The organism is Streptococcus sanguinis (genome assembly GCF_050225395.1).
In the GTDB taxonomy this organism is placed as follows: Bacteria; Bacillota; Bacilli; order Lactobacillales; family Streptococcaceae; genus Streptococcus.
In genome coordinates, this window is record NZ_CP071431.1 from 2,295,001 (window position 1) to 2,319,898 (window position 24,898).

Genomic DNA, 24,898 nt, shown 5'->3' on the forward strand with positions numbered 1-24,898 from the left:
TGTCACGTCCTTCATCGGCTCCTAGTGCCAAGGCATCCACCGTGCGCCCTTACTAACTTAACCTTATTTTTGACCTTTCAGTCTTAAACTCATTAATATTCACAGCGTTTTCGGTTTATTTTCTTGTTACTATTTGATATCGGTATTCAATTTTCAATGGACAAGTTCTTTATCTAGTCAAACTAGATAATGGAGCCTAGCGGGATCGAACCGCTGACCTCCTGCGTGCAAAGCAGGCGCTCTCCCAGCTGAGCTAAGGCCCCACATAGCCCTCTCAAAACTAAACAAGACTCAAGTGCATTCCGTGTGTCCTTACGGACTCCTTAGAAAGGAGGTGATCCAGCCGCACCTTCCGATACGGCTACCTTGTTACGACTTCACCCCAATCATCTATCCCACCTTAGGCGGCTGGCTCCTTACGGTTACCTCACCGACTTCGGGTGTTACAAACTCTCGTGGTGTGACGGGCGGTGTGTACAAGGCCCGGGAACGTATTCACCGCGGCGTGCTGATCCGCGATTACTAGCGATTCCGACTTCATGTAGGCGAGTTGCAGCCTACAATCCGAACTGAGACTGGCTTTCAGAGATTAGCTTGCCGTCACCGGCTTGCGACTCGTTGTACCAGCCATTGTAGCACGTGTGTAGCCCAGGTCATAAGGGGCATGATGATTTGACGTCATCCCCACCTTCCTCCGGTTTATTACCGGCAGTCTCGCTAGAGTGCCCAACTGAATGATGGCAACTAACAATAGGGGTTGCGCTCGTTGCGGGACTTAACCCAACATCTCACGACACGAGCTGACGACAACCATGCACCACCTGTCACCGATGTACCGAAGTAAAACTCTATCTCTAGAGCGGGCATCGGGATGTCAAGACCTGGTAAGGTTCTTCGCGTTGCTTCGAATTAAACCACATGCTCCACCGCTTGTGCGGGCCCCCGTCAATTCCTTTGAGTTTCAACCTTGCGGTCGTACTCCCCAGGCGGAGTGCTTAATGCGTTAGCTGCGGCACTAAGCCCCGGAAAGGGCCTAACACCTAGCACTCATCGTTTACGGCGTGGACTACCAGGGTATCTAATCCTGTTTGCTCCCCACGCTTTCGAGCCTCAGCGTCAGTTACAGACCAGAGAGCCGCTTTCGCCACCGGTGTTCCTCCATATATCTACGCATTTCACCGCTACACATGGAATTCCACTCTCCCCTTCTGCACTCAAGTTAAACAGTTTCCAAAGCATACTATGGTTAAGCCACAGCCTTTAACTTCAGACTTATCTAACCGCCTGCGCTCGCTTTACGCCCAATAAATCCGGACAACGCTCGGGACCTACGTATTACCGCGGCTGCTGGCACGTAGTTAGCCGTCCCTTTCTGGTAAGATACCGTCACAGTGTGAACTTTCCACTCTCACACCCGTTCTTCTCTTACAACAGAGCTTTACGATCCGAAAACCTTCTTCACTCACGCGGCGTTGCTCGGTCAGGGTTCCCCCCATTGCCGAAGATTCCCTACTGCTGCCTCCCGTAGGAGTCTGGGCCGTGTCTCAGTCCCAGTGTGGCCGATCACCCTCTCAGGTCGGCTATGTATCGTCGCCTTGGTGAGCCGTTACCTCACCAACTAGCTAATACAACGCAGGTCCATCTGGTAGTGATGCAGTTGCATCTTTCAATTAATTATCATGCGACAATGAATTTCATGCGGTATTAGCTATCGTTTCCAATAGTTATCCCCCGCTACCAGGCAGGTTACCTACGCGTTACTCACCCGTTCGCAACTCATCCAAGAAGAGCAAGCTCCTCTCTTCAGCGTTCTACTTGCATGTATTAGGCACGCCGCCAGCGTTCGTCCTGAGCCAGGATCAAACTCTCATTAAAAAGTTTGAGTTCGCACTCATTACTGTCCACTGACAGATTTATTTTCGTTTTTTGACAGGTTACATATCTCTATGTCACCCTGCACTTGGTTCGTCTTGTTCAGTTTTCAAAGGGCTTTGTCTTTCGCGACAACTATATTAGTATATCACCTATACCTCCATCCTGTCAATACCTTTTCCCAATTTTTTTTAAAATTTTTCTAGAATTTTTTATTCATCAGAGGCTAGCCTCTATTAAAGAGAGGGAAGAAAAGCTTCCTCACCTAGTTGACGTGCTATTAAACCAACTCTCGCCAGCTGAAGCAAAGTCTTTGTGAGTTCATAAATATGCTCTGTTTCACTTGCGGTCAACTCTTTTTTAGAGAACCTTCTTCTTAAAGCTTTGTAATCTCGACCTTCCTCTTGAAAGAAGGGAGCGTCTTGTAAATAGGCTTTCACATTTTCCAAGTTTTCTAAAATACCAAGATGAAAAGCGGCAGAAGCAAAAGTTTTATCAAAAGGCTGGGTGCAAACGCTCCGAAACTCTACTGTCCCCCGTGTCGTCACATCTTGATACTGATAACTTCTATGATTTTTAAAATCTGTTTCACTAGGAATCAAGTTTGTTTTTTCACCTGAGAGGCTATAAGCTTCAATAGTTTTCTGGCTCAAGTATTCATTAGCAGCTATCGGATAGAAATAGTAGGATTGACCATTTCGTTCAGCAGTGAAAAGCGCTGATTTACTAAGATATGCAAAAAAATCATCTTCAGTTTGAAAATCTTTCGAATTCACACCCGCATTTTCCTGTAAAATGCCATGCATTGATTGCTCCCAGAAAATATCCCGAGCTATTTTTGTATCCCAAGAAGAATCTGAAAACTCTGAATTGGAAAAGAGATATGCCTTAGCAGCTTCAATTTGATTGAAGACATTGATAACAGTTAAATAATTTTCTCTTGAAACATCTAACTGCACCTGACTCCCACAAATAAAAGCACCATATTCTGGATAATTGTGCAGACCATCCATGTTCTTTCCCATAGCTAAATACTGCATCAACATTTCATATCTTGGATACTTAACTGGATTATTATCATTTTCTGCCCAGAAAGGATGAATTCCTTTACCTTGAATTTCATGGTTTTCTTTGCGTAGAATTGCCTGAATAATGCTCAGATAGTTCTTAAAACGCTCTTCAACTTCTTGAATTCTGCTAGCCTTGGCAAAAGCAAATTCCAAAGTATTGTAAGAGACCTCAAAAAGAATTCTGTCTTCATTTTTAGTAGATTTCAGTTGAATGGGATTCCCGTCTCTGTCAAATCGTTCTGCCTCAAAATCATACTCTTCCAACAGACGTTTTAAGAGATTTTTTGCAACATTTGTATCAGTCGCTCCGCCCTGGCTATTGACAATAGGAAATTCTAACTCAATGCCAATGTATACCGTTGGATTTTCTTTGATATTCTTTAAATAGCGTTCTTTTAAAATTTGGATTGAATCCATCATTTCCATTTCCTATAAATTTTTGATAGTGTTAAAGTATTATAACAAAATTTCAGGTATTTTCCTAGCCTCATGCAAAAACGCCTGCTTACGAAATTGTTTTTGCCTTAAAAGCAATTTCGTAAACAAGCGTCTACCTATTATCAACTATATGATGAGTGTTCCCGCTAGGAAAGAATCCTAGCGGTAGACCAGAGCTAGACTAAGAATAGAGATTCTATTCCATCATCATAACACTCAACAAAGATTGATGATCTTAAACTAATTCGATGATTGCCATTGGCGCAGCATCTCCACGGCGCGGTTCAGTTTTCAGGATACGAGTATATCCACCGTTGCGCTCTGCATAGCGTGGTGCAATCTCAGAGAACAATTTTTGAAGAGCAGTAGTTGTAGTATACTTTTCTGTTGCTTCATCATAGTTTTCTGATGCGATTTCATTGCGTACAAAAGCTGCAGCTTGACGACGAGCGTGCAAGTCTCCACGTTTGCCCAATGTAATCATTTTTTCAACTGTTTTACGGATTTCTTTAGCACGAGCTTCAGTTGTCACGATTGATTCGTTGATCAGCAAATCAGTAGTCAAATCGCGAAGCATTGCTTTACGTTGTGAGCTAGTGCGTCCTAGTTTACGGTAAGCCATGTATTCCTCCTTTATTTATCGTTTTTTAACCCCAGACCGAGATCAGCAAGTTTAACTTTTACTTCTTCTAGACTCTTACGTCCTAAGTTACGAACTTTCATCATTTCAGGCTCAGATTTTTCTGTCAAATCAAATACAGTATTGATACCTGCACGTTTCAAACAGTTGTATGAGCGAACTGACAAATCTAATTCTTCGATGGTCCGTTCCAAAATGCGGTCATCAGAAGTCTTTTCTGCTTCCTTCATAACGTCTGCAGCGATAGCTACTTCTGTCAGATTAGTGAAGAGATTCAAATGTTCCGTAAGGATGCGGGCTGAAAGTCCCAAAGCATCTTCTGGAATAATTGTTCCATTCGTTAAAATTTCAAGGGTTAGTTTGTCAAAACCATCGTTGCTACCAACACGAGCTGGCTCAACCTGGTAATTAACTTTTGTCACAGGCGTATAGATAGAATCCACCGCAAGTGTTCCCACTGGTGCATCATCTTTCTTATTTTCATCTGCAGGCACATAACCACGACCGCTATTGACAGTCATCGTTGCCTTAAAGCTTGCACCTTCTCCGATTGTAAAGAGATAATGATCAGGGTTTATAATTTCAATATCACTGTCTGTCAAAATGTCTCCGGCAGTTACTTCTGCTGGTCCTTCAACATCCAGTTCAATAATCTTTTCGTCTTGGACGTAAGATTTTACAGCAATCCCTTTGACGTTCAGAATAATTTGCATCACGTCTTCACGGACACCGGAAATCGTATCAAACTCGTGTAGCACACCTTCAATATTAATTGAAGTAACAGCAGCACCTGGAAGTGAAGCCAAAAGCACACGGCGAAGAGAATTTCCCAGTGTTGTACCATAACCACGCTCAAGCGGCTCTACTACAAACTTGCCATAATCTTTATTTTCATCAATTTTTGTTATATTTGGTTTTTCAAACTCAATCATTTGCTATACTCCCTCTTAAACGAAAAGCAGTGTAACGGTTGGTGATTATACACGGCGACGTTTTGGAGGACGAGCACCATTGTGTGGTACAGGAGTCACATCACGAATAGCTGTTACTTCAAGACCAGCGGCAGCAAGAGCACGAATAGCAGACTCACGACCAGAACCTGGACCTTTTACAGTAACTTCAACTGATTTCAGACCGTGTTCCTGTGCAGATTTAGCAGCTGCTTCAGATGCCATTTGGGCAGCAAATGGTGTAGATTTACGAGAACCTTTAAATCCAAGAGCTCCAGCAGATGACCAAGCAATCGCGTTACCATGCACATCAGTAATCATAACAATAGTGTTATTAAATGTAGCGTGAATATGAGCAATACCGGATTCGATATTTTTCTTCACACGACGTTTACGTGTTGGTTTAGCCAAGACTTTTTACCTCCTTATATTATTTTTTCTTACCTGCAATCGCAACAGCTTTACCTTTACGAGTGCGGGCGTTATTTTTAGTGTTTTGTCCACGGACAGGAAGTCCACGACGGTGACGGATTCCACGGTATGAACCGATTTCCATCAAACGTTTGATGTTCAAGTTTACTTCACGACGAAGGTCACCTTCAACTTTAATCGCATCTACTTCACGACGGATAGCGTCTTCTTGTTCGATTGTAAGATCTTTTACACGGATATCTTCTGAAACTCCAGCAGCTGCCAAGATTTTCTTAGAAGTTGGAAGTCCGATACCGTACACATAAGTCAGTGAAACGACTACACGTTTGTCATTTGGAATGTCAACTCCAGCAATACGAGCCATTTTTTCTCCTTTCTATCTTATCCTTGACGTTGTTTGTGTTTTGGATTTGCTGGGCAAATTACCATAACACGACCATTACGACGAATAACTTTGCAGTATTCGCAAATTGGTTTGACCGATGGTCTTACTTTCATTTTTTCCCTCCAAGTTTTTCGATTATTTAAAGCGGTATGTGATCCGTCCACGTGTCAAATCATAAGGACTCATTTCTACAGTCACACGGTCTCCCGCTAAAATACGAATATAGTTTTTACGAATTTTACCAGAAACTGTTGCTAAAATCTGATGTCCATTTTCAAGTTCAACCGTAAACATTGCATTAGGCATTGTATCAACTACCTTGCCTTCAACCTCAATCACATCGTCTTTTGCCACGCAAAAGTACCTCCATAAATTTCGATTTGATCCCTCTGAGCACAGAGGTAACAATTATAAGTCAGACTAATTCATTGTATCACTACTTGTCAAATATTGCAAGCAGGAAAAACGCTTTTATTTCAAATTTGTCAAGACTTTTTCGATAGCTGAGAAGACATCATTAATATCTTGATTCCCTTGAATATCATGGACCAGACCTTTGCTGCGATAGTGATCAATGATTGGCTGACCCTGAGCAATATTAACATCCAAACGACGCTTAACCGTCTCAGGCTTATCGTCTTCACGCTGGTAATAATCCTCTTCCTTGTAGTCTGCTGGCGGATTGAAGACCTTGTGGAAGGTTTCGCCTGTTTCACGATGGATAATCCGACCGCTCAAACGCTCCAGTAAACAATTAGGATCTACTTCGATATTGATAACGCCATCCAAAGCCAAATCAAGCTCTGCTAACGTTTGATCCAAGGCATTTGCTTGCTCAATCGTGCGCGGATAGCCATCCAAGAGGAAGCCTGTTTGCTTAATATCATCCTGGCTCAAGCGCTCTTTGACAATGCCATTTGTCACTTGGTCTGGCACCAACTCGCCCTTGTCAATATAGGACTTGGCTAAAACGCCCATCTCTGTTTGGTTAGCAATCGCCGCACGGAACATATCCCCAGTTGAAATATGCGCAACATTGAAGTTCTCAACGATTTTAGCAGCTTGAGTTCCTTTACCAGCACCTGGTAAGCCCATAATCAAAAGATTCATGATTGGTCTCCTTTTTTGTTTTTAAAGCAATCTATTAAACCGATTAATAAACTCGTTTAAAAACAAAATAGAAGGGGGTGAGTCTACTCTGTCCCCTTTTATTTTGTTTATTTTCGGTTCAAGAAAGGTTATCTGAACAGGCTTCTCATTAGAAAAGCTATTCAAAAAGTCCCTTACTCTGAAGTATCCATAAAGCCGACATACTTTCTCTTCAGCAGGTAGCCTTCTAGCTGTTTCATTCCCTCAATACCGGTTGAGATGATGATCAAGAGACTGGTTCCTCCAAGAGCAACGGCATCTGTCAATCCAAATACATCTTTAGCCAAAATAGGCAGGATAGAAATGAAACCTAGGAAGAGAGATCCCACTGTTGCCAAACGACGAAGCAGCTTAGACATGTAGTCTTCTGTTCCTTTACCTGGACGAACACCTGGAATGTAGGCTCCGCTCTTTTGCAGATTTTCTGCTGTCTTCTCTGGATTAATCTGTACAAAAGTATAGAAGAATGTAAAGAGGACAATCAGGAAGGCGTACATGAACATGCCACTAATGGTCGTTGTTGCCAAAAGTGACTGAGCTGTCTTAACCCAATCTGCGTCATAGCCCAAGGCACTGACAACTTGGAAAATCGCTGCCGGTGCAGCTGTAATCGAGCTGGCAAAGATTACTGGAATAACCCCAGCCGGATTGACTTTCAGTGGCAGATAGGAGCTAGAAGGTGCACCCTTAGCTACTTTCGTATACTGAACTGGAATTTTATATTCAGCCTGCTGTACAAAGGTTGTAAAGTAAATGATAAGCAGGACTGCCACAATCAGAATCCCTACAAAAATGAAAGATGAAGTCAAACGTTCACTAGGGATATTGACAAAGTAATCTTCATAGATACCTTTAATCATATCAGGGATAGCTGAAACGATACCAGCAAAGATAATCATGGAAACGCCATTTCCGTAACCCTTGTCTGTAATCTGCTCACCCAGCCAAGTTACAATCATTGAACCAGTTGCTAGAAGAACGCAAATCAAAGCGTAGGTCTGCACATTAGGATTAGCAACCAGATTAGCTCTTGAGAGAGTATCGAAACCAGCGGTAATCCCAATCGCCTGCACAAAGGCCAAAACTAGAGCGATATAACGGGTCGCTTGATTCAGCTTTCTGCGTCCCACTTCCCCTTGCTTGCCCCACTCTACAAACTTCGGAAGCAAGTCCATCTGCAGCAACTGAACAACGATAGAAGCTGTGATGTAAGGACTGACTCCAAGTGCAAAGACAGAGAAGTTGCGCATGGCGTTACCAGAGACCAAGCTTAGCATATTCAAGAATGGCAAATCATTCAAATTGCTTAAGGCTTTGGCATTAATCCCCGGAACCGTTATGGTTGTACCGATACGGAAAACTAAGATGATAAAAATCGTGAACAGAATCTTAGACCGTACCTGTTTGATTTTAAATGCGTCTTTTAATAGTTTGAAAAACATAGGTCACCTCGCTTAGATGACTTCCACTGAACCACCTTTAGCAGTGATAGCTTCTTCAGCTGATTTAGAGAATTTAGCTGCCTTAACAGTCAATTTCTTTGTCAATTCTCCGTTACCAAGAATCTTGATACCTGATTTTTCAGCTTTTACAATACCTGCTTCGATGAGAACAACTGGTGTTACTTCAGCGCCATCTTCAAAGGCGTTCAGTTGGTCAAGGTTAACAATCGCATATTCTTTGCGGTTGATGTTCAGGAAACCACGTTTTGGAAGACGACGGAACAATGGAGTTTGTCCACCTTCAAAACCAAGGCGAACGCCGCCACCGCTACGAGCTTTTTGACCTTTTTGACCACGGCCAGATGTTTTACCGTTACCAGATGATGTACCACGACCAACACGGTTGCGGACTTTACGAGAACCTGCAGCAGGTTGTAATTCATGAAGTTTCATTATATTATTTCTCCTCTTTTGTAAAATGCTAGCGCTCATATAGGAGAAAAGGTGTCTCCTATATAAACTCGCCTATACATATATTTAGTTTTAGGGGCTGAGAAAATCCCATCCCCTAACGTATTTTAATTTAAAGTTGTTAAACCAGCAAAGCTTATTTAACTTCTTCAACAGTTACCAAGTGTGATACTGCAGTAATCATACCGCGTACTGCTGGGTTATCTTCTTTGATAACTGAGCTGTTCAATTTGCCAAGTCCAAGTGCTACAACAGTTTTACGTTGTGACGGGATGCGTCCGATTGGAGACTTAGTCAAAGTAATTTTAATTTGAGCCATGTTATCCCCTTTCTTATGCCAAGTCAGAAACTGAAATACCACGAAGGGCAGCAACTTCTTCAGCGCGTTTTAATTGTTTCAAACCTTCAACAGTTGCGCGAACGATGTTGATTGGAGTGTTAGAGCCAAGAGATTTAGATGTAACATCTGCTACACCTGCCAATTCGATGACGGCACGAACTGCACCACCAGCAGCAACTCCAGAACCCTCAACAGCTGGCTTAAGCAATACTTTAGCTCCGCCAAATTCTGAAAGAACTTCGTGAGGAATGGTTGTCCCAACCATTGGTACTTCAATCAAATTCTTCTTCGCATCTTCAACTGCTTTGCGGATTGCTTCTGGTACTTCTTGAGCTTTACCAGTACCGAAGCCAACACGACCATTGCGATCACCAACAACTACAAGAGCTGCAAAGCGAAGACGACGTCCACCTTTAACAACTTTTGTAACACGGTTGATGGCAACTAAACGTTCTTCAAGTTCAACTGCGTTGTCTTTAAATGCCATTTTCTAGTGTCCTCCTCTTAGAATTTCAATCCGTTTTCACGAGCTGCATCAGCCAAAGCTTTTACACGTCCGTGATAGAGATATCCACCGCGGTCGAAGACGACTTCAGAAATACCTTTAGCAACTGCACGTTCAGCAACGAGCTTACCAACAACAACGGCTTGTTCTGTTTTAGTTCCTTTTGAAACTTCTTTGTCAAGAGTTGAAGCGCTTGCGAGCGTTACACCCGCTACGTCATCAATCACTTGAGCGTAGATGCCTGTATTAGAACGGAATACGTTCAAACGTGGGCGATCAGCAGTTCCAGAGAGTTTTCCGCGAACGCGACGGTGGCGTTTTTGGCGGATTTTATTTTTATCTGGTTTCGTAATCACAATTTTCACCTCTTAATTTTAATCTTGTGCTTATGCACAACGTTGGGAAACAGCTTGTTTGGCTGAAAAAATCAGCCAGACAAGATTATTTACCAGTTTTACCTTCTTTACGGCGAACGAATTCACCAACGTAGCGGATACCTTTACCTTTGTATGGCTCTGGAGCACGCAGGCTACGTACGTAAGCTGCAGTTTGTCCAACTACTTCTTTTGAAATTCCGCTGATAACGATAGTCGTTGGGTTTGGAAGTTCAAAAGTGATGCCTTCTGGTGCTTCTACTTCGTCTGGATGAGATTTACCAACTGAAAGTACAAGCTTCTTACCTTGAAGTTGAGCACGGTAACCAACCCCGCGCATTTCAAGTTCTTTCTTGAAGCCTTCTGATACACCAACAACCATGTTGTTCAAAAGGGCACGAGTTGTTCCGTGGATTGTTTTCATTTCTTTTGAATCGTTTGGACGGTGAAGAGTTACTTCAGTTCCTTCCACACGGATTTCAATATCTTTTGAGAACTCACGAGTCAGTTCTCCTTTAGGTCCTTTTACAGTTACAACGTTGTCTTTGTTGCTAAGTTCAACACCAGCAGGCAACACAATAACTTTATTACCAATACGTGACATGTATATATTCTCCTGTTAGATTGTCAGGCCGCAAGCGACCAGTTTTCACGGGGTTAAATCGATTTCTCGATTGAAAGGAATATTTAAGTTTCAATTTCAAAGTGAATCAAGGCATCGTCTCGCAGGCATAACTTGGGTTAGGCAAGAGACGATAACGAAGAGTCACAAAGAAATTGGGAGCTAAATATTACCAAACGTAAGCGATAACCTCACCACCAACATTCTTTTGGCGTGCTTCTTTATCAGTCAGCAAACCTTCAGATGTTGAAAGGATAGCAATTCCAAGTCCGTTCAGAACTTTTGGAAGATCTTCGCGTTTTTTGTAAACACGCAGACCTGGTTTTGAAACGCGTTTCAAACCAGTGATAACTTTTTCACCATTTTGTCCGTATTTAAGGAATACACGGATGATGCCTTGTTTGTCATCTTCGATGATTTCAACGTTTTTTACAAAACCTTCACGCTTCAGGATTTCAGCAATCCCTTTTTTGATGTTTGATGCAGGCACTTCAAGCACTTCGTGGTTTGCTTGGTTAGCATTACGGATACGTGTCAGAAAGTCTGCAATTGGGTCAGTCATAACCATTTTATATTTCTCCTCTTACTAGTAGTTTGCAAGCTGCACTTGCTAGTTAATGATTGAGCTATGCTCAGATAGTATTGATACATTCAAATAAGATAATTCTTATTTGAACACGAGCTACAACCTGGGCAAAAAAGATAAATTTGTTTTGGAGCATCGCTCCTTCACCAAATTTCCTATTTTTGCTGTGGTTGTTACGCTCTTTGTATCATGATATTACCAAGATGCTTTGGTAACGCCTGGGATTTGTCCTTTGTATGCTAATTCACGGAAGCAAACACGGCAAAGTTTAAACTTGCGGTAAACAGAATGTGGACGACCACATTTTTCACAACGAGTATAAGCTTGCGTAGAGAACTTAGCTGGGCGTTTGTTCTTAGCAATCATTGATTTTTTAGCCATTTGTTTTACCTCCTATATTATTTTGCAAAAGGCATTCCAAGGCCTGTAAGCAATTCGCGTGACTCTTCGTCAGTGTTAGCAGTTGTTACGATAACGATGTCAAGACCACGAGTCTTATCAACGTCATCAAAGTTGATTTCTGGGAAGATCAATTGTTCTTTCACACCAAGTGTGTAGTTTCCGCGTCCATCAAATGATTTTGTTGGAACACCGTGGAAGTCACGAACACGTGGAAGAGAAACTGAAACTAATTTATCCAAGAATTCATACATACGTTCGCCACGAAGGGTTACTTTAGCACCGATCGCTACACCTTCACGAAGACGGAAGCCGGCGATTGATTTTTTAGCTTTAGTGATAAGTGGTTTTTGACCTGAGATAAGAGCCAATTCTTCAGCAGCTTTTTCAAGGTTTTTAGCGTTTGATACAGCGTCACCGACACCCATGTTCAAAACGATTTTATCCACTTTTGGCACAGCCATAACAGATGAGTAGTTGAACTTTTCAGTCAAAGCAGGAACTACTTCTTTAAGATATTTTTCTTTTAAACGATTTGCCATTATACTTCTCCTTTCCTTCGTGATTAGTCAAGCACTTCGCCTGATTTTTTATTGTAACGAACTTTTTTGCCGTCTACAAACTTGTAGCCAACACGTCCTGCAACACCATTTTTGTCAAGAACTTGAACGTTTGACACATGGATTGGTGCTTCTTTTTCCACGATAGCACCTTGAGGGTTTTCGTTATTTGGCTTTTGGTGTTTCTTAACGATGTTTACACCTTCAACAACAACTTTGTTTACTTTTGGAAGAGCTGTAACAACAAGCGCTTCAACACCCTTGTCTTTACCAGCAATTACGCGAACTTTGTCGCCTTTTTTTACAAACATTTATTTCTCCTCTTAATTCTTACGCCCATAGGGGCACCCTGACTTTTGTCAGGGGACTGTGTTTGTTAATTTTGATTAAAGTACTTCTGGAGCCAATGATACGATCTTCATGAAGCCGCCGTCACGCAATTCACGAGCAACTGGGCCGAAGATACGAGTTCCGCGAGGAGTTTTGTCTTCACGGATGATGACTGCAGCGTTTTCGTCAAATTTGATGTATGAACCATCTTTACGACGAGCACCTGATTTAGTACGAACGATAACAGCTTTTACAACGTCACCTTTCTTAACCGCACCACCAGGAGTAGCTTGTTTTACAGACGCAACGATTACATCACCGATGTTAGCGAACTTACGTCCTGAGCCACCAAGAACTTTGATTGTCAAGATTTCGCGAGCGCCGCTGTTGTCGGCAACTTTCAAACGAGTTTCTGTTTGAATCATTTAAGTTTTCTCCTTTCTGGTTTGATTAGATGATAACCGCTTCTTCAACGACTTCTACAAGACGGAAGCGTTTTGTAGCTGAAAGCGGACGAGTTTCCATGATACGAACGATATCGCCTTCTTTGGCAACATTGTTTTCGTCATGTGCTTTGTACTTCTTAGAGTAGTTAATACGTTTACCATAGACTGGGTGGTTACGTTTAGTTTCAACTACAACTGTGATTGTTTTGTCCATTTTGTCAGAAACAACGCGTCCGACAAGAACTTTACGATTATTGCGTTCCATTGAAATTCTCCTTCCCTAGTCTATTATTTAACTTCTGATTGAACAGTTTTGATACGAGCGATTTGTTTTTTCACTTCTTTCAGGCGAGCTGTCTGCTCCAATTGGCCAGCAGCTGCTTGGAAACGAAGATCAAACAATTCTTTCTTCAATTCATTTTCACGCTTCGCGAGTTCTTCTTGAGAAAGACCACGAAGTTCTTTAACAAATTCTTTTACTTCATTAAGTTTCATGCCTTCTCCTTATTCTGCTTCACGTTTTACGAATTTACATTTAACTGGAAGTTTGTGGCTTGCAAGGCGAAGCGCTTCGCGAGCGATTTCTTCTGAAACGCCAGCAACTTCAAACATTACTTTGCCACGCTTAACTGGCGCAACCCAACCTTCTGGAGCACCTTTACCAGATCCCATCCGTACACCGATAGCTTTTGCAGTGTATGATTTGTGTGGGAAGATTTTAATCCAAACTTTACCACCACGTTTCATGTAACGAGTCATAGCGATACGGGCAGCTTCGATTTGGCGGTTAGTGATCCAGTGGCTAGTAGTTGCTTGAAGACCGTATTCTCCAAATGCTACTTCTTTTCCGCCTTTAGCTTCACCGCGCATTTTTCCACGGAATTCGCGACGGTGTTTAACACGTTTAGGTACTAACATTGGTTATTTACCTCCTTTAGTGTTTTTACGAGCTGGAAGGACTTCTCCACGGTAGATCCAAACTTTAACACCCAGTTTACCGTAAGTAGTGTCAGCTTCTTCCCAAGCGTAATCGATATCCGCACGAAGAGTGTGAAGCGGAACAGTTCCCTCAGAGTAACCTTCGCTGCGGGCAATATCTGCACCATTCAAACGACCTGATACTTGAGTTTTGATTCCCTTAGCTCCTGCACGCATTGTACGTTGGATAGCTTGTTTTTGAGCACGACGGAAAGCAACACGCTGCTCAAGCTGGCGAGCAATTCCTTCACCAACCAGATGCGCATCCAAGTCAGGACGCTTGATTTCGATGATGTTGATGTGGACTTGTTTTCCAGTCAATTTGTTGAGTTTTGCACGAAGTGCATCAACGTTTGCTCCACCTTTACCGATAACCATACCTGGCTTAGCAGTGTGAAGAGAAACGTTTACTTTGTTTACTGCGCGCTCAATTTCAATAGTTGAAATCGCTGCGTCAGCCAATTCTTTTTGAACGAATTTACGGATTGCAAGATCTTCATGAAGGTAATCCGCGTATTCTTTTTCAGCATACCATTTGGCATCCCAATCACGGATGATGCCGACACGCATACCAATTGGATGTACTTTTTGACCCACGATGTTACCTCCTTATTTTTCTGCAACGACCACAGTGATGTGGCTTGTGCGTTTGTTGATTGGTGAAGCTGAACCTTTAGCGCGCGGACGGAAACGTTTCATAGTTGGTCCTTCGTTTGCGAAAGCTTCAGATACTACCAAGTTTGCTTTTTCCAAACCAAAGTTGTTTTCAGCATTAGCGATTGCAGAGTTCAAAACTTTTTCGATAATGCCAGCAGCTTTGTTTGGAGTGAATTTCAAGATTGCGATTGCGTCAGCGACGTTTTTACCACGAATATTGTCAAGAACCAGACGAGATTTACGAGGTGAAACACGCACTGTACGAGCCATTGCTTTAGCTGAAGTAATTTCTGCCATTTATGTTCTCCTTATTTTCTACGTGTTTTCTTGTCGTCTGCAGCGTGACCTTTGTAAGTACGAGTTGGCGCAAATTCACCAAGCTTGTGACCTACCATGTCTTCCTGGATGTAAACAGGTACGTGTTTACGTCCGTCATAAACTGCGATTGTGTAACCAATGAAACTTGGGAAGATCGTTGAACGACGTGACCAAGTTTTGATAACTTTTTTCTTTTCGTCGTTAGCTTGAGCTTCAACTTTCTTCATCAGATGCTCATCGACGAAAGGTCCTTTTTTAAGACTGCGTCCCATTTTATATTTTCTCCTTTAAATAAGTACCACAGCGGCCTGCGCTGACTAAGCAGCGCTACCGAGCTGGCGGATAGATTGTTTTAAATTATTTCTCGTTGCGACGACGAACGATAAGTTTGTCAGATTTCGCTTTTTTGTTACGAGTTTTAAGTCCAAGAGCAGGTTTGCCCCATGGAGTAGATGGCGCTTTACGACCAACTGGTGCTTTACCTTCACCACCACCGTGTGGGTGATCGTTAGGGTTCATTACAGAACCGCGAACTGTTGGGCGGATGCCTTTCCAACGGCTACGTCCTGCTTTACCAAGGTTTACAAGTCCATGTTGTTCGTTTCCGACAACACCAACTGTAGCGCGGCAAGTACCAAGAATCATACGAACTTCGCCTGATTGAAGACGAACAAGAGTGTACTTACCTTCTTGACCCAATACTTGAGCAGAAGCTCCAGCAGCACGAACCAATTCTCCACCGCGGCCTGGTTTCAACTCAATGTTGTGAACCAAAGTACCAACTGGGATGTTAGCAAGCGGAAGAGCATTTCCGACTTTGATATCTGCTTCAGGACCTGAAACGATGCGTTGACCAACTTCAAGGCCTTTAGGAGCGATGATATAAGCCTTCACACCGTCAGTGTAGTGAACCAAAGCGATGTTTGCTGAACGATTTGGATCATACTCAATTGTTTTTACAACTGCCTCAACAGCGTCTTTGTTACGCTTGAAGTCAATCAAACGGTAGTGACGCTTGTGGCCGCCACCTTGGTGACGAACAGTGATGCGACCGTTGTTATTACGACCAGCCTTGCTCTTCAAAGAAACGAGCAAAGATTTTTCTGGAGTGCTGGTAGTGATTTCAGCGAAATCCAAAGAAGTCATATTACGGCGACCGTTTGTTGTTGGTTTATAAACACGAATTCCCACGATATTTCCTCCTTAGATTATTCTTCTTCTGCACCGAACAACTCGATTGCTTTAGAATCAGCTGTCAGTGTTACGATAGCTTTTTTAGTTTTGTTTGTAAAACCAGTGTAGCGTCCAACACGTTTTGCTTTTGGTTTTACGTTGATAGTGTTAACGTTAGCAACCTTAACTCCTTCAAAAGCAGCTTCAACAGCTTGCTTGATCAAGAGCTTGTGAGCGCGAGTGTCCACTTCAAATACGTATTTGCCTGCTTCGTACTGAGCCATTGAACCTTCAGTGATAACAGGTTTTTTGATTACGTCGTACAAATTCATTATGCAAGAACCTCCTCAATTTTAGAGATAGCTGCCTGAGTAACCAGAAGTTTATCGCTGTTTACGATGTCCAGAACGCTTGCAGTTGTTGCAGTTGCAACTTTCACGTTTGGAAGGTTGCGAGCTGAAAGTGCAGCGAATTCATTTCCTTCTTCAAGGATAACAAGAACTTTAGTATCAATGCTCAGTGCAGCAAGCACTTTTGCAAACTCAGCAGTTTTTGGAGCTGTAAATGAAAGGCTGTCTACAGCTACGAATTTGTTTTCAGCAACTTTTTCAGAGTAAACTGATTTCAATGCCAATCTACGAACTTTACGTGGAAGTTTGTAAGCATATGAACGAGGAGTTGGACCGAATACGATACCACCGCCACGCCATTGTGGAGAGCGGATAGAACCTTGACGAGCACGTCCAGTTCCTTTTTGACGCCATGGTTTGCGTCCGCCGCCTGATACTGCAGAACGGTTTTTAACAGCGTGAGTTCCTTGACGAAGGCTAGCGCGTTGGCTGATGATAACATCAAAGACAACTGATTCATTTGGCTCAATACCAAAGACCGCATCATTCAGAACTACTTCACCAGCTTCTTTACCAGTTTGGTCAAATAATTTTACGTTTGCCATTGTGACTGATTTCCCCTTTCTTTATTATTTACCAGCTTTAACTGCTGACTTGATAGTGATAAGAGATTTCTTAGCACCTGGTACGTTACCTTTAATCAGGATAACGTTCTTCTCTGGAACAACCTGTACGATTTCAAGGTTTTGAATCGTTACACGGTTCCCACCCATACGTCCAGCCAAGCGTTTGTTTTTGAACACGCGGTTTGGCGCAACTGGTCCCATTGAACCAGGACGACGGTGGTAACGTGAACCGTGAGCCATTGGACCACGAGATTGGCCGTGGCGTTTGATAACACCTTGGAAACCTTTACCTTTTGAAGTTCCTGTTACATCAACAACATCACCAGCTTCGAATGTATCGACAGTGATTTCTGCTCCTACTTCCAAGCCTTCAATGTTTTTGAATTCACGAATGAAGCGCTTAGGAGCTGTGTTAGCTTTCGCTACATGGCCTTTGGCAGGTTTGTTGCTCAATACGTCACGAAGGTCATCAAAACCAACTTGAACTGCGTTGTAACCATCTGTTTCAACTGTTTTAACTTGAAGAACAACGTTTGGAGCTGCTTCAACAACAGTTACAGGGATTAATTCGCCAGCTTCAGTGAAGATTTGAGTCATTCCCACTTTTTTCCCTAAGATTCCTTTTGTCATGAGAAAATGTTTCCTTTTCTATAATTTTTTTCAAAAAGTTTTTAACGAGCGTTTTTCATGCTCTGATTTAGATCAAGCTTTAGATTAAAGTTTAATCTCTACGTTCACACCACTTGGAAGATCCAATTTCATCAAAGCGTCAACTGTTTTTTGAGTTGGGTTGATGATGTCGATCAAGCGTTTGTGAGTACGCATTTCAAATTGTTCGCGAGAGTCTTTGTATATGTGAGTCGCACGAATGATTGTGTAGAGGCTGCGCTCAGTTGGAAGAGGGATTGGACCCGCAACTTCAGCACCAGTACGAGTAGCAGTTTCTACGATTTTTGCAGCCGCTGTATCAAGTGTACGGTGTTCGTAAGCTTTCAAACGGATGCGGATTTTTTTGTTTGCCATCTTTTTCTCCTTTTCGTCTATTTAAGATAATAGGCTAGCTCCACAAGAAAACCGACAGGCGATTGCGTGGCAATGCAACCGAGCGTGTCGCAACCTCTTGCATCAAAGCTACACACTGTATTTTTACAGCACCATAGTATCTTAACACAAAGAACCAGTCATTGCAAGGGATTTGAGAGAATTTTTAAAGATTTTTAGGATAATTTTTTATGAAAGTGTTTTCTAAATAATTTATAAGTCTTGTAAATCATTATCTAGAAGAAAATTTAGACTTTTTCAACTATTTATTCGATTTTGTATTCAGAAAATACAAAATCTCACTGACGCACATCAGTGAGATTAGAAACGAAAATTTATCCTTGGCTATTTTGTTTTATAGTAAGGGGCTGTCCTTTTCGATGCGAAAACTGTTGCCTGACTGGCAGATGACAAGGTCTGCAGCCGCTAGATAGGGCTGATAAAAGTGCCTATATTGCTCTCGTCGAGCCAGATGCGTCTGCTTTATCCAATCTGGCCTGCGCTCTCGCACAGCCACATCTCTTGCCAAGCGGCGCTCTAACTCAGTCTGGTCGTCCGTGTAAAAGCAAATCGACAAATCAAACAAACTTTCAGGCAAAAAGACAGCCGACATGCCTTCTACTATTGAAATAGGCTTTCGGGCTGATAAACGCAAGCTAGGCGACCAAGCTGTGCCAATGGTCAGAATATCCAGACCAGACTGCAAGGCACAAATATCTCGTTCCAGACTCCCGAGCTCATGAACAGCTGGGATACAGGCTGTGACTTTTTGATGAGGAAAATCTTTGGAACTAAGCAAATCGCGATACTCTCCAGTAATTACATAAGGATCTGTTTCCAGCAGATTGGCTCGGTCCTCACCCAAGGCTAGCTGGAGTTTTCGAGCAAAAGTCGACTTCCCCGAAGCACCATGACCATAAATACGAAGGGTATGTTTTTGGTCGTCTGACAGATACGCTGTCAATCTTTTCAGCAATTTCTCTTCATCAGACATAGCTTCCCCTTTCAAATGGAACTCCTTAGAAATTTCGGCTGGATTTATTGTAGCCGTAGCGCTCAATAAAGTCTTCACGGAATTCCAGCAGGTTGTCATCCATGATTGCTTGGCGCACCTTCTTCATAAGGTGTACCAAGAAGTAGAGGTTGTGATAGCTGGTCAGGCGGATGCCGAAGGTCTCGTCCGCTTTGAGCAAGTGGCGGATATAGGCACGCGTGTAGTTGGTACATGTGTAGCAGTCACAGTCATGGTCCAGCGGCGTGAAATCTTCCTCAAACTGAGCATTTTTAACGACTAAGCGTCCTTCGCTGGTCATACAGGTACCGTTTCGGGCAATGCGCGTCGGCAGAACGCAGTCAAACATATCCACACCACGAATAACACCATCGATTAAGCTATCTGGCGCACCTACTCCCATAAGATAGCGAGGCTTGTTTTCAGGCAGCATAGGCGTTGTGAAGTCCAGCACAGCATTCATCTCTTCATGAGACTCACCAACAGCCAAACCTCCAATAGAGTAGCCCGGAAAATCCATGCTGACCAAGTCTTGAGCAGACTGACGACGCAAATCTTCAAATCCAGCACCCTGAACAATCCCAAAGAGTCCTTGGTCGTGTGGACGGCTGTGGGCCTTGAGTCCACGCTCTGCCCAACGGCTAGTCCGCTCAATGGACTTCTTGACATAGTCATACGGCTGGTAGAACTGCGGGCATTCATCAAAGGACATCATAATGTCACTGCCCAGATTGTTCTGGATGGAGATGGCCTTTTCTGGTGACAGGAACATTTTGGAACCATTGAGGTGGTTTTTAAAAGTTACTCCTTCTTCTGTGATATTGCGGCTGTCAGCTAGAGAATAGACCTGAAAACCGCCACTATCCGTCAGAATAGGCTGATCCCAGTTCATGAACTTGTGCAAGCCACCTGCACGGGCAATCAGCTCATCGCCTGGCCGCAGCCAAAGGTGGTAAGTATTGGCCAAGATAATACCCGACCCCATTTGCTTGAGCTCTTCTGGTGACTGGGTCTTGACCGTCGCCTGGGTACCAACCGGCATAAACATAGGCGTCGGAAAAGTCCCGTGAGGCGTGATAATTTCCCCCAAACGAGCACCTGTATGCTTTTCTTTTTTAATCAAACGATACTGAATCGGTGATGTTGACATGTTTCCTCCTGCTGGGAAAAACAGTCCCAGCGATTTTTCTTCTATATAACGAGCAGCAAGGGCTCACAAGATACCGTATGATTTTACCAAAAAAACTTCTATCTGTCACGGGGTATGATATAATGTAACAGACAAATCCAAATGGAGGAATTATGAATCTAAGTCACATCAGAGCTCAGGCTCGTACCGTCCGCAGCCAAACGAGAGGGATTTTTCTTTTGTTTGCGGCCCCAACTCTTGTCAGCATCCTCAGCATCTTACTTTCCCTTAATGACAATCTAAGAGATTCCATTCCCAACCTAACTTTTAGCCAGTCCATCTATCTTCTCATTAGTAAAAATCTTTTTCCGACGACCATCCAGTTTATCTTGACCTTGCTACTGCTTTCTGCCAGCTACACCATGATAAAGGTTCTTCGTAAGACAAAGGATGATGTCAACTTTTCAGATATAGGATATCTTTTTACGAGCAAGACTTTCACACCTGTCTTCAAGACGGTTTTACTCAAGCAGCTGCTGATTTTTCTTTGGAATATTCCTATGTTCTGCGGGAGTCTCCTAGCAATCTTTAATGCTTATAAAATCCTCTCTATTTCGGAAAAAATTCCTGCCCATACAGTGGTGTCGGTTCAAAGTGCTGCAGGCCAGCAGATTCTTCAATACACCCCTGGTATGTTACTGGGAACCCTCTTGATATTCACCGGCTTAGGTATTGCCATCCCTCAGTACTATGCTTATGCTCAAGCAGAGTTCATCCTCTATGACCAGCTTGAGGCTGGGGGTTACCAGGGAGCTTTCTATGCTATCCGTCAAAGCCGGAAGCTAATGAAAGGCTATAAAGGAAAGCTTTTTATGCTTAATCTGAGCTTCATCGGCTGGAATTTATTGGCCAGATTAACTTACGGCTTGCTGAATGTTATAGTTCTCCCTTATACAGCGACTGCTTACATTCTCTTTTATGAAGAATTGAAAAAAGAAAAAGCGATCTCAAAAGAAAATAACCCACAGGCACAGGACTCGAAAAATCACTGTAATTGACGAAATTAAAAACTTATTGACAAAAGAAATATCTGATAGGACAAGTGACGGTTATAGATTGATTCAAATTGAAGATATTCTACAAATTCATATCTTGGAGTAAATTGTCTATAAGTAGGAAAGAACTTTACGAGAATAAACTGCAAGTGGACTATTTGTCAGTCGATTTTCAAAAATATTCAACAATAGATCTTTAACATTTTTAGTTGATGATAATTTAAGTATAGTGGCTATTAATCAGAAAATTACTTTAAATTGAATAAAGATAACGCAAAAGATGTAAGAGATTGTTATTTCTATTTTGGAGTTAAATCAACAGAAGATAAGTAAGATAGTATAAATTTTATAAACTGTTTTACAAAATGATTAATATGATATGAATGACTTTTTTATTTTTTGAAATAACAAACTTCATTATATAATATTAATTATTATTTATGAAAGCCAGTAGAATTAAGCACTAGCTTCTCGTAGTAAAAATCTGTTTAATCAAATAATATTTGTAGGAGTAAAGTATGTATAGAAAACTTGAATTACCATTAGATATATTGTCTTCGCTTGAAAAAAACGTTTTTAATTTTAAGTATAAGGATAACTTTATCAATGTTAATTTAACAGAATTTTTACATAGACTTGAAGACGATAGTATATCATTTATAGATATCATATCTGATTTTTATTACGCCCAAGCAGTGTATGAGTTATCGACTGGAGAAGAAGTCCAAAATAAAAATAAATCGTTGGAAATAATATCTAAAAATAGAGATAAATACGACAAATTGTTAACTTTTATAAGATTCTATTATTTAGAATTAATTGAATGTGCTAAAGAACTAAAAATAGAATTTAGTAAAGTAATCGACCGCTATACTCGTTATCTAGAACATGATATTTCTGGCCGCTATACTCGTCAATTGGATTATATGACTTCCGTCAAATATAATTGTTATAAATCCGATGGGGGCTTATCTATCCGTTGTGCTTTTCTGCATAAGGTAGTCCAATATCAAATACCTTTTTCTAGCGATAGTAATTTATATGAAAATATTGCAGATTTCACTAATTATTTAATTACAAGCATTCAATATAGTCCAAATAATATAAATAAATTTCAACATTTGGTTATTATTTTAAAATTATTGTTGTATGGTAATGAAAGTGTTCCTCTGGGTAGATCATCATCTTTAGAAATTGATGAATTTAATGTGTTGCATCAAAAATTTCAAGAAGAATTATCTTCAATTTCAGAATCACAACTAAAATATGTTACGCCTGCAATATCAGATGAGTTTGGTAAAATCATCAATAGAGAAAATTTTGCCCAAGAATTACATACAAAAGGAATAAATAAAAATAAAAAATTCAACTGTTATGCGGTAGCATATGATGTTACAACTAAATACTATGCTATTAATTATTTTGATAAAAACAATAAACTTCATAAAAAATTTCAAAAATTGCTTGGGAATGAATACATACCAGCTAAAATTACAAATGATGTACGCTATTATCTTCAAGATAAAAGAAGGTATATTACATATGAACAATTTGAAGCTATAAAACTTACCAAGGATTTCAACCGTATGTTTAGTTGTTGCGAAAGAAAGTTATTTGCAAAATTTAGGGATGATAACAAATTAGATGGTGAAATGAATTTAATTGTAACGAAAAAACCTTGTGAATATTGTTCCCGCGAATTAGATGTAATCGAAAACAAGGGATCTTTAAAAATTAATTTAAAAGTCCCAACTCAAGGGATAGAGCAGGGACAAGGATTACGCCACAAAGATATTGAAAAACACGATACAGAAGCAAAGAAGATATTGGGGAAATAATCTAAAAAATAAGCTCACTGTATGAGCTTTTCAAATATTGTCGATTATTTAAGGATAGATACAAAAAAGCACCTAATACACAATAGGTGCTAATATTATAATTTAGTAACAACTTGCGACTTTATAGATTCTCAATAGATTTTATCTCTTTGATAATTAATCGATTTTCAAGCTGTAATTTTGTTAGTAAATTGCGACCATGATTTTTATTGGTAAAAGTTGAACCATATTCTTCGATTAAGTTAACAACTTTCTTTACTTGTTCTTTGTAAAGAAAATCTTTATCCGCTCCTTTATATGTAGACCAGAAAAAAATTAATTTTGTGGTCCCATGATATAAATCTACTGTATCGAAAATAGACTGAAAATACGCATAATCTGCAGAACCTAATCCGTGGCCATAAAATTTTATAACCTCAATCCTAGGAGTAATATCAAAAGAAGAAGTTGTATCGTTTTCTAGAATACGATAAGATTTTGAAAATTTGATAGGTGGTACATTGAAATGACTATTCAATTTGTCATAGTCAATACCGAAAATCAAATTATCAGAATCTAAGTCACCATGAATATTTCTAATACGTACAGAATTTTGAAAAGGATTGGTATAATTGAATGATAGAATAGAGTTATGAATCATATAATTCTCATGGAGATCATGTACTAAAGTTGAAAAATTACCATGCGTTTTCCAAAATCGTTCGAAAGAAGGTGGAACAGTCAAACAGTCACCTGAGTTATCAAAATAATAATCAAATTGAGTCGCGGCAGGTAAAGAATCATTTAAAAGAATCCAAATCAAATATCTTGATGTCCAAAAATATTGCTTTAGTTGTTTATAATCCGTTTGAGAGTCAGAATTAAATGCTAAATCAAACTCTTCGATTGCTAATTCAATTTGTTGTTTTAAAAATTTTTTAAAATCAGATTCTAGGCTAAAAAGTTCACCTTTTAATAATTTATGTACTTTTTCAATAGAAGAAATAAAATCAAATGCATATATGATAAGAATAGAAGCAGTTCCAATTACGGAATCACCATCTAAATATCCGTATTCTAAATTTGTTTCGAGATGATATCTAATTTTTTTATCTAAATCAGTCACTCTAGCAGTTTCTTTTACTAATGTCTGTATGTCATTATCATACTTGAGTTTTATTTGATCAAGATCAGCATCTATGGATTTATCATTTTCAATTTCCTCCTTTATATTTTTGAATAAATTAAACCGAAATAGAAATTCTAGATTCTGAAGTTCCATAAGAATTTTCGATTCTATATCTGTCCAATTATTATCCTTATTGCTATTGTCTCTATTAGAATAATTAAAAACTTTATACCAATAATTATTTTGAAGAGATTTTTTAGTAAAAATATAATCAAAAAAATCTGAATAAGATGATTTCAATCCGCAAGCAAGATCAAATCCATTACCCAGGATAATAAGTTGTTCGAAAAACTCTCTTCCCTCATCTTTTATAAAGCCAGAATTTTGAGGTTCAACAATAGAATTACTCATTTAAATTCCTTTCTAATACACTGTATATTGAATTTTTTAGATTCTCATATTTCTCTATTATACTCTATTTTAAATAAAATTCTATGTGTATCTCAAAAAAGTGTTCTGTTAAATGTGTTTGGTTCGTTTACTGAAGAAAGATAAGAAAGGAGAGAGTTGTTTTGTATTCAGTAATTCCCAAATTAGTACCA

General features: G+C 40.6%; 35 protein-coding genes, 1 tRNA gene, 2 rRNA genes and 1 pseudogene (1 of these 39 cut by a window edge). 3 read left to right on the plus strand and 36 right to left on the minus strand.

Annotation, left to right across the window (positions count from 1 at the left end):
- The 35 genes from J1C81_RS11205 to tgt all read right to left on the minus strand — a co-directional run.
- A 23S ribosomal RNA gene (locus J1C81_RS11205) occupies positions 1 to 63 on the minus strand (it extends 2,838 nt beyond the left edge of the window).
- 127 nt (positions 64 to 190) lie between these two features.
- Positions 191 to 263 (minus strand) — tRNA-Ala (locus J1C81_RS11210).
- Between the two features lie 64 nt (positions 264 to 327).
- A 16S ribosomal RNA gene (locus tag J1C81_RS11215) occupies positions 328 to 1,875 on the minus strand.
- Together the 16S and 23S rRNA genes with 1 tRNA gene alongside form the textbook arrangement of a ribosomal RNA operon.
- Before the next feature lie 233 nt (positions 1,876 to 2,108).
- The gene (locus J1C81_RS11220) at positions 2,109 to 3,368 is read right to left on the minus strand and encodes a hypothetical protein (RefSeq protein ID WP_004189542.1); all 1,260 of its coding nucleotides are present in this window, start codon (positions 3,366 to 3,368) and stop codon (positions 2,109 to 2,111) included.
- A gap of 247 nt (positions 3,369 to 3,615) precedes the next feature.
- The gene (gene rplQ, locus J1C81_RS11225) at positions 3,616 to 4,002 is read right to left on the minus strand and encodes a 50S ribosomal protein L17 (RefSeq protein ID WP_002894521.1); all 387 of its coding nucleotides are present in this window, start codon (positions 4,000 to 4,002) and stop codon (positions 3,616 to 3,618) included.
- A gap of 11 nt (positions 4,003 to 4,013) precedes the next feature.
- Entirely contained in the window at positions 4,014 to 4,952 is a 939-nt protein-coding gene (locus J1C81_RS11230; RefSeq protein ID WP_002894519.1) for a DNA-directed RNA polymerase subunit alpha, read from the minus strand.
- Positions 4,953 to 4,997: 45 nt separating this feature from the next.
- Complete coding sequence (rpsK, locus tag J1C81_RS11235; protein ID WP_001118385.1) at positions 4,998 to 5,381, minus strand: 30S ribosomal protein S11; 384 nt, start codon at positions 5,379 to 5,381, stop codon at positions 4,998 to 5,000.
- A gap of 19 nt (positions 5,382 to 5,400) precedes the next feature.
- Positions 5,401 to 5,766, minus strand: coding sequence for a 30S ribosomal protein S13 (rpsM, locus tag J1C81_RS11240; protein WP_002894516.1), 366 nt, complete (start codon positions 5,764 to 5,766; stop codon positions 5,401 to 5,403).
- 17 nt (positions 5,767 to 5,783) lie between these two features.
- Positions 5,784 to 5,900 (minus strand): 50S ribosomal protein L36, encoded by a 117-nt coding sequence (gene rpmJ / locus J1C81_RS11245; protein ID WP_001808836.1) that lies wholly within the window; start codon positions 5,898 to 5,900, stop codon positions 5,784 to 5,786.
- A gap of 22 nt (positions 5,901 to 5,922) precedes the next feature.
- Positions 5,923 to 6,141, minus strand: coding sequence for a translation initiation factor IF-1 (gene infA, locus J1C81_RS11250; RefSeq protein ID WP_001029883.1), 219 nt, complete (start codon positions 6,139 to 6,141; stop codon positions 5,923 to 5,925).
- A 117-nt stretch (positions 6,142 to 6,258) separates the two neighbouring features.
- Positions 6,259 to 6,897, minus strand: coding sequence for an adenylate kinase (locus tag J1C81_RS11255; protein WP_004189540.1), 639 nt, complete (start codon positions 6,895 to 6,897; stop codon positions 6,259 to 6,261).
- Positions 6,898 to 7,070: 173 nt separating this feature from the next.
- Positions 7,071 to 8,378 (minus strand): preprotein translocase subunit SecY, encoded by a 1,308-nt coding sequence (gene secY, locus J1C81_RS11260; protein WP_002898721.1) that lies wholly within the window; start codon positions 8,376 to 8,378, stop codon positions 7,071 to 7,073.
- 12 nt (positions 8,379 to 8,390) lie between these two features.
- Positions 8,391 to 8,831: a 50S ribosomal protein L15 gene (rplO, locus tag J1C81_RS11265; protein ID WP_002901833.1), complete on the minus strand. Its 441-nt coding sequence runs from the start codon at positions 8,829 to 8,831 to the stop codon at positions 8,391 to 8,393.
- A 154-nt stretch (positions 8,832 to 8,985) separates the two neighbouring features.
- A complete protein-coding gene (gene rpmD / locus J1C81_RS11270) occupies positions 8,986 to 9,168 on the minus strand; it encodes a 50S ribosomal protein L30 (protein WP_002894509.1) in 183 nt (60 codons plus the stop codon).
- 13 nt (positions 9,169 to 9,181) lie between these two features.
- Positions 9,182 to 9,676 carry a 30S ribosomal protein S5 gene (gene rpsE, locus J1C81_RS11275; protein ID WP_002894506.1) on the minus strand — a complete coding sequence of 165 codons (495 nt, stop codon included), beginning with the start codon at positions 9,674 to 9,676 and terminating at the stop codon, positions 9,182 to 9,184.
- A gap of 17 nt (positions 9,677 to 9,693) precedes the next feature.
- A complete protein-coding gene (gene rplR, locus J1C81_RS11280) occupies positions 9,694 to 10,050 on the minus strand; it encodes a 50S ribosomal protein L18 (RefSeq protein ID WP_009659213.1) in 357 nt (118 codons plus the stop codon).
- Positions 10,051 to 10,135: 85 nt separating this feature from the next.
- Positions 10,136 to 10,672 carry a 50S ribosomal protein L6 gene (gene rplF, locus J1C81_RS11285; RefSeq protein WP_004189537.1) on the minus strand — a complete coding sequence of 179 codons (537 nt, stop codon included), beginning with the start codon at positions 10,670 to 10,672 and terminating at the stop codon, positions 10,136 to 10,138.
- 187 nt (positions 10,673 to 10,859) lie between these two features.
- Entirely contained in the window at positions 10,860 to 11,258 is a 399-nt protein-coding gene (gene rpsH, locus J1C81_RS11290; RefSeq protein ID WP_002899666.1) for a 30S ribosomal protein S8, read from the minus strand.
- A 213-nt stretch (positions 11,259 to 11,471) separates the two neighbouring features.
- Positions 11,472 to 11,657, minus strand: a complete 186-nt coding sequence (locus J1C81_RS11295) for a type Z 30S ribosomal protein S14 (protein WP_001085697.1) — start codon at positions 11,655 to 11,657, stop codon at positions 11,472 to 11,474.
- Positions 11,658 to 11,674: 17 nt separating this feature from the next.
- The gene (gene rplE / locus J1C81_RS11300) at positions 11,675 to 12,217 is read right to left on the minus strand and encodes a 50S ribosomal protein L5 (RefSeq protein ID WP_002894499.1); all 543 of its coding nucleotides are present in this window, start codon (positions 12,215 to 12,217) and stop codon (positions 11,675 to 11,677) included.
- 23 nt (positions 12,218 to 12,240) lie between these two features.
- Complete coding sequence (gene rplX / locus J1C81_RS11305) at positions 12,241 to 12,546, minus strand: 50S ribosomal protein L24 (protein ID WP_002894497.1); 306 nt, start codon at positions 12,544 to 12,546, stop codon at positions 12,241 to 12,243.
- A 75-nt stretch (positions 12,547 to 12,621) separates the two neighbouring features.
- Positions 12,622 to 12,990, minus strand: a complete 369-nt coding sequence (gene rplN / locus J1C81_RS11310) for a 50S ribosomal protein L14 (protein WP_002894494.1) — start codon at positions 12,988 to 12,990, stop codon at positions 12,622 to 12,624.
- Between the two features lie 25 nt (positions 12,991 to 13,015).
- The gene (gene rpsQ, locus J1C81_RS11315) at positions 13,016 to 13,276 is read right to left on the minus strand and encodes a 30S ribosomal protein S17 (RefSeq protein ID WP_000440801.1); all 261 of its coding nucleotides are present in this window, start codon (positions 13,274 to 13,276) and stop codon (positions 13,016 to 13,018) included.
- Positions 13,277 to 13,299: 23 nt separating this feature from the next.
- On the minus strand, positions 13,300 to 13,506 hold the full coding sequence (gene rpmC / locus J1C81_RS11320; protein ID WP_002894488.1) for a 50S ribosomal protein L29: 207 nt from the start codon (positions 13,504 to 13,506) through the stop codon (positions 13,300 to 13,302).
- A 9-nt stretch (positions 13,507 to 13,515) separates the two neighbouring features.
- Positions 13,516 to 13,929, minus strand: a complete 414-nt coding sequence (gene rplP, locus J1C81_RS11325; RefSeq protein WP_000960948.1) for a 50S ribosomal protein L16 — start codon at positions 13,927 to 13,929, stop codon at positions 13,516 to 13,518.
- A 3-nt stretch (positions 13,930 to 13,932) separates the two neighbouring features.
- Positions 13,933 to 14,586 carry a 30S ribosomal protein S3 gene (rpsC, locus tag J1C81_RS11330; RefSeq protein ID WP_002894486.1) on the minus strand — a complete coding sequence of 218 codons (654 nt, stop codon included), beginning with the start codon at positions 14,584 to 14,586 and terminating at the stop codon, positions 13,933 to 13,935.
- A gap of 12 nt (positions 14,587 to 14,598) precedes the next feature.
- The gene (gene rplV, locus J1C81_RS11335; protein ID WP_002894484.1) at positions 14,599 to 14,943 is read right to left on the minus strand and encodes a 50S ribosomal protein L22; all 345 of its coding nucleotides are present in this window, start codon (positions 14,941 to 14,943) and stop codon (positions 14,599 to 14,601) included.
- An 11-nt stretch (positions 14,944 to 14,954) separates the two neighbouring features.
- Entirely contained in the window at positions 14,955 to 15,236 is a 282-nt protein-coding gene (gene rpsS, locus J1C81_RS11340) for a 30S ribosomal protein S19 (protein ID WP_000533766.1), read from the minus strand.
- An 85-nt stretch (positions 15,237 to 15,321) separates the two neighbouring features.
- Positions 15,322 to 16,155 carry a 50S ribosomal protein L2 gene (gene rplB, locus J1C81_RS11345; protein ID WP_002894482.1) on the minus strand — a complete coding sequence of 278 codons (834 nt, stop codon included), beginning with the start codon at positions 16,153 to 16,155 and terminating at the stop codon, positions 15,322 to 15,324.
- 17 nt (positions 16,156 to 16,172) lie between these two features.
- The gene (locus J1C81_RS11350; RefSeq protein ID WP_002894481.1) at positions 16,173 to 16,469 is read right to left on the minus strand and encodes a 50S ribosomal protein L23; all 297 of its coding nucleotides are present in this window, start codon (positions 16,467 to 16,469) and stop codon (positions 16,173 to 16,175) included.
- Entirely contained in the window at positions 16,469 to 17,092 is a 624-nt protein-coding gene (gene rplD, locus J1C81_RS11355) for a 50S ribosomal protein L4 (RefSeq protein WP_002894480.1), read from the minus strand. Before rplD ends, J1C81_RS11350 begins: the two co-directional genes overlap by 1 nt.
- 24 nt (positions 17,093 to 17,116) lie before the next feature.
- On the minus strand, positions 17,117 to 17,743 hold the full coding sequence (gene rplC / locus J1C81_RS11360; RefSeq protein WP_002894479.1) for a 50S ribosomal protein L3: 627 nt from the start codon (positions 17,741 to 17,743) through the stop codon (positions 17,117 to 17,119).
- 84 nt (positions 17,744 to 17,827) lie between these two features.
- Positions 17,828 to 18,136 (minus strand): 30S ribosomal protein S10, encoded by a 309-nt coding sequence (gene rpsJ / locus J1C81_RS11365; protein ID WP_004189532.1) that lies wholly within the window; start codon positions 18,134 to 18,136, stop codon positions 17,828 to 17,830.
- 373 nt (positions 18,137 to 18,509) lie between these two features.
- Positions 18,510 to 19,148: a uridine kinase family protein gene (locus J1C81_RS11370; protein ID WP_004189531.1), complete on the minus strand. Its 639-nt coding sequence runs from the start codon at positions 19,146 to 19,148 to the stop codon at positions 18,510 to 18,512.
- A gap of 25 nt (positions 19,149 to 19,173) precedes the next feature.
- A complete protein-coding gene (gene tgt / locus J1C81_RS11375) occupies positions 19,174 to 20,316 on the minus strand; it encodes a tRNA guanosine(34) transglycosylase Tgt (protein WP_004189529.1) in 1,143 nt (380 codons plus the stop codon).
- Positions 20,317 to 20,468: 152 nt separating this feature from the next.
- Between tgt and J1C81_RS11380 the strand changes: the two genes are divergently transcribed.
- From J1C81_RS11380 to J1C81_RS11390, 3 genes and pseudogenes are all read left to right on the plus strand, one after another.
- Complete coding sequence (locus J1C81_RS11380) at positions 20,469 to 21,353, plus strand: DUF975 family protein (RefSeq protein WP_004189527.1); 885 nt, start codon at positions 20,469 to 20,471, stop codon at positions 21,351 to 21,353.
- Between the two features lie 110 nt (positions 21,354 to 21,463).
- Positions 21,464 to 21,683, plus strand: a pseudogene (locus J1C81_RS11385) (DUF5960 family protein).
- A 185-nt stretch (positions 21,684 to 21,868) separates the two neighbouring features.
- Positions 21,869 to 23,188, plus strand: coding sequence for a hypothetical protein (locus tag J1C81_RS11390; protein ID WP_004189525.1), 1,320 nt, complete (start codon positions 21,869 to 21,871; stop codon positions 23,186 to 23,188).
- Between the two features lie 121 nt (positions 23,189 to 23,309).
- Here J1C81_RS11390 and J1C81_RS11395 read toward each other — a convergent pair whose 3' ends face one another.
- Positions 23,310 to 24,707, minus strand: a complete 1,398-nt coding sequence (locus tag J1C81_RS11395; protein ID WP_004189523.1) for an AbiH family protein — start codon at positions 24,705 to 24,707, stop codon at positions 23,310 to 23,312.
- Positions 24,708 to 24,898: the final 191 nt, after the last annotated feature.

What these genes read in the sequence shown, in the direction of transcription:
- J1C81_RS11350 (WP_002894481.1), bottom strand. Translation starts at nt 16,469, where the DNA reads ATGAATTTGTACGACGTAATCAAAAAACCTGTTATCACTGAAGGTTCA.
- rplP (WP_000960948.1), bottom strand. Translation starts at nt 13,929, where the DNA reads ATGTTAGTACCTAAACGTGTTAAACACCGTCGCGAATTCCGTGGAAAA.
- J1C81_RS11220 (WP_004189542.1), bottom strand. Translation starts at nt 3,368, where the DNA reads ATGGAAATGATGGATTCAATCCAAATTTTAAAAGAACGCTATTTAAAG.
- secY (WP_002898721.1), bottom strand. Translation starts at nt 8,378, where the DNA reads ATGTTTTTCAAACTATTAAAAGACGCATTTAAAATCAAACAGGTACGG.
- rplQ (WP_002894521.1), bottom strand. Translation starts at nt 4,002, where the DNA reads ATGGCTTACCGTAAACTAGGACGCACTAGCTCACAACGTAAAGCAATG.
- rplX (WP_002894497.1), bottom strand. Translation starts at nt 12,546, where the DNA reads ATGTTTGTAAAAAAAGGCGACAAAGTTCGCGTAATTGCTGGTAAAGAC.
- rpsM (WP_002894516.1), bottom strand. Translation starts at nt 5,766, where the DNA reads ATGGCTCGTATTGCTGGAGTTGACATTCCAAATGACAAACGTGTAGTC.
- rpsS (WP_000533766.1), bottom strand. Translation starts at nt 15,236, where the DNA reads ATGGGACGCAGTCTTAAAAAAGGACCTTTCGTCGATGAGCATCTGATG.
- rpsE (WP_002894506.1), bottom strand. Translation starts at nt 9,676, where the DNA reads ATGGCATTTAAAGACAACGCAGTTGAACTTGAAGAACGTTTAGTTGCC.
- J1C81_RS11255 (WP_004189540.1), bottom strand. Translation starts at nt 6,897, where the DNA reads ATGAATCTTTTGATTATGGGCTTACCAGGTGCTGGTAAAGGAACTCAA.
- rplV (WP_002894484.1), bottom strand. Translation starts at nt 14,943, where the DNA reads ATGGCAGAAATTACTTCAGCTAAAGCAATGGCTCGTACAGTGCGTGTT.
- J1C81_RS11230 (WP_002894519.1), bottom strand. Translation starts at nt 4,952, where the DNA reads ATGATTGAGTTTGAAAAACCAAATATAACAAAAATTGATGAAAATAAA.
- J1C81_RS11380 (WP_004189527.1), top strand. Translation starts at nt 20,469, where the DNA reads ATGAATCTAAGTCACATCAGAGCTCAGGCTCGTACCGTCCGCAGCCAA.
- rplE (WP_002894499.1), bottom strand. Translation starts at nt 12,217, where the DNA reads ATGGCAAATCGTTTAAAAGAAAAATATCTTAAAGAAGTAGTTCCTGCT.
- J1C81_RS11395 (WP_004189523.1), bottom strand. Translation starts at nt 24,707, where the DNA reads ATGAGTAATTCTATTGTTGAACCTCAAAATTCTGGCTTTATAAAAGAT.
- J1C81_RS11390 (WP_004189525.1), top strand. Translation starts at nt 21,869, where the DNA reads ATGTATAGAAAACTTGAATTACCATTAGATATATTGTCTTCGCTTGAA.
- rplC (WP_002894479.1), bottom strand. Translation starts at nt 17,743, where the DNA reads ATGACAAAAGGAATCTTAGGGAAAAAAGTGGGAATGACTCAAATCTTC.
- rpsQ (WP_000440801.1), bottom strand. Translation starts at nt 13,276, where the DNA reads ATGGAACGCAATAATCGTAAAGTTCTTGTCGGACGCGTTGTTTCTGAC.
- rpmJ (WP_001808836.1), bottom strand. Translation starts at nt 5,900, where the DNA reads ATGAAAGTAAGACCATCGGTCAAACCAATTTGCGAATACTGCAAAGTT.
- rplO (WP_002901833.1), bottom strand. Translation starts at nt 8,831, where the DNA reads ATGAAACTTCATGAATTACAACCTGCTGCAGGTTCTCGTAAAGTCCGC.
- rplD (WP_002894480.1), bottom strand. Translation starts at nt 17,092, where the DNA reads ATGGCAAACGTAAAATTATTTGACCAAACTGGTAAAGAAGCTGGTGAA.
- rpsJ (WP_004189532.1), bottom strand. Translation starts at nt 18,136, where the DNA reads ATGGCAAACAAAAAAATCCGCATCCGTTTGAAAGCTTACGAACACCGT.
- J1C81_RS11370 (WP_004189531.1), bottom strand. Translation starts at nt 19,148, where the DNA reads ATGTCTGATGAAGAGAAATTGCTGAAAAGATTGACAGCGTATCTGTCA.
- rplF (WP_004189537.1), bottom strand. Translation starts at nt 10,672, where the DNA reads ATGTCACGTATTGGTAATAAAGTTATTGTGTTGCCTGCTGGTGTTGAA.
- J1C81_RS11295 (WP_001085697.1), bottom strand. Translation starts at nt 11,657, where the DNA reads ATGGCTAAAAAATCAATGATTGCTAAGAACAAACGCCCAGCTAAGTTC.
- rpsH (WP_002899666.1), bottom strand. Translation starts at nt 11,258, where the DNA reads ATGGTTATGACTGACCCAATTGCAGACTTTCTGACACGTATCCGTAAT.
- rpmD (WP_002894509.1), bottom strand. Translation starts at nt 9,168, where the DNA reads ATGGCTCAAATTAAAATTACTTTGACTAAGTCTCCAATCGGACGCATC.
- tgt (WP_004189529.1), bottom strand. Translation starts at nt 20,316, where the DNA reads ATGTCAACATCACCGATTCAGTATCGTTTGATTAAAAAAGAAAAGCAT.
- rpmC (WP_002894488.1), bottom strand. Translation starts at nt 13,506, where the DNA reads ATGAAACTTAATGAAGTAAAAGAATTTGTTAAAGAACTTCGTGGTCTT.
- rplN (WP_002894494.1), bottom strand. Translation starts at nt 12,990, where the DNA reads ATGATTCAAACAGAAACTCGTTTGAAAGTTGCCGACAACAGCGGCGCT.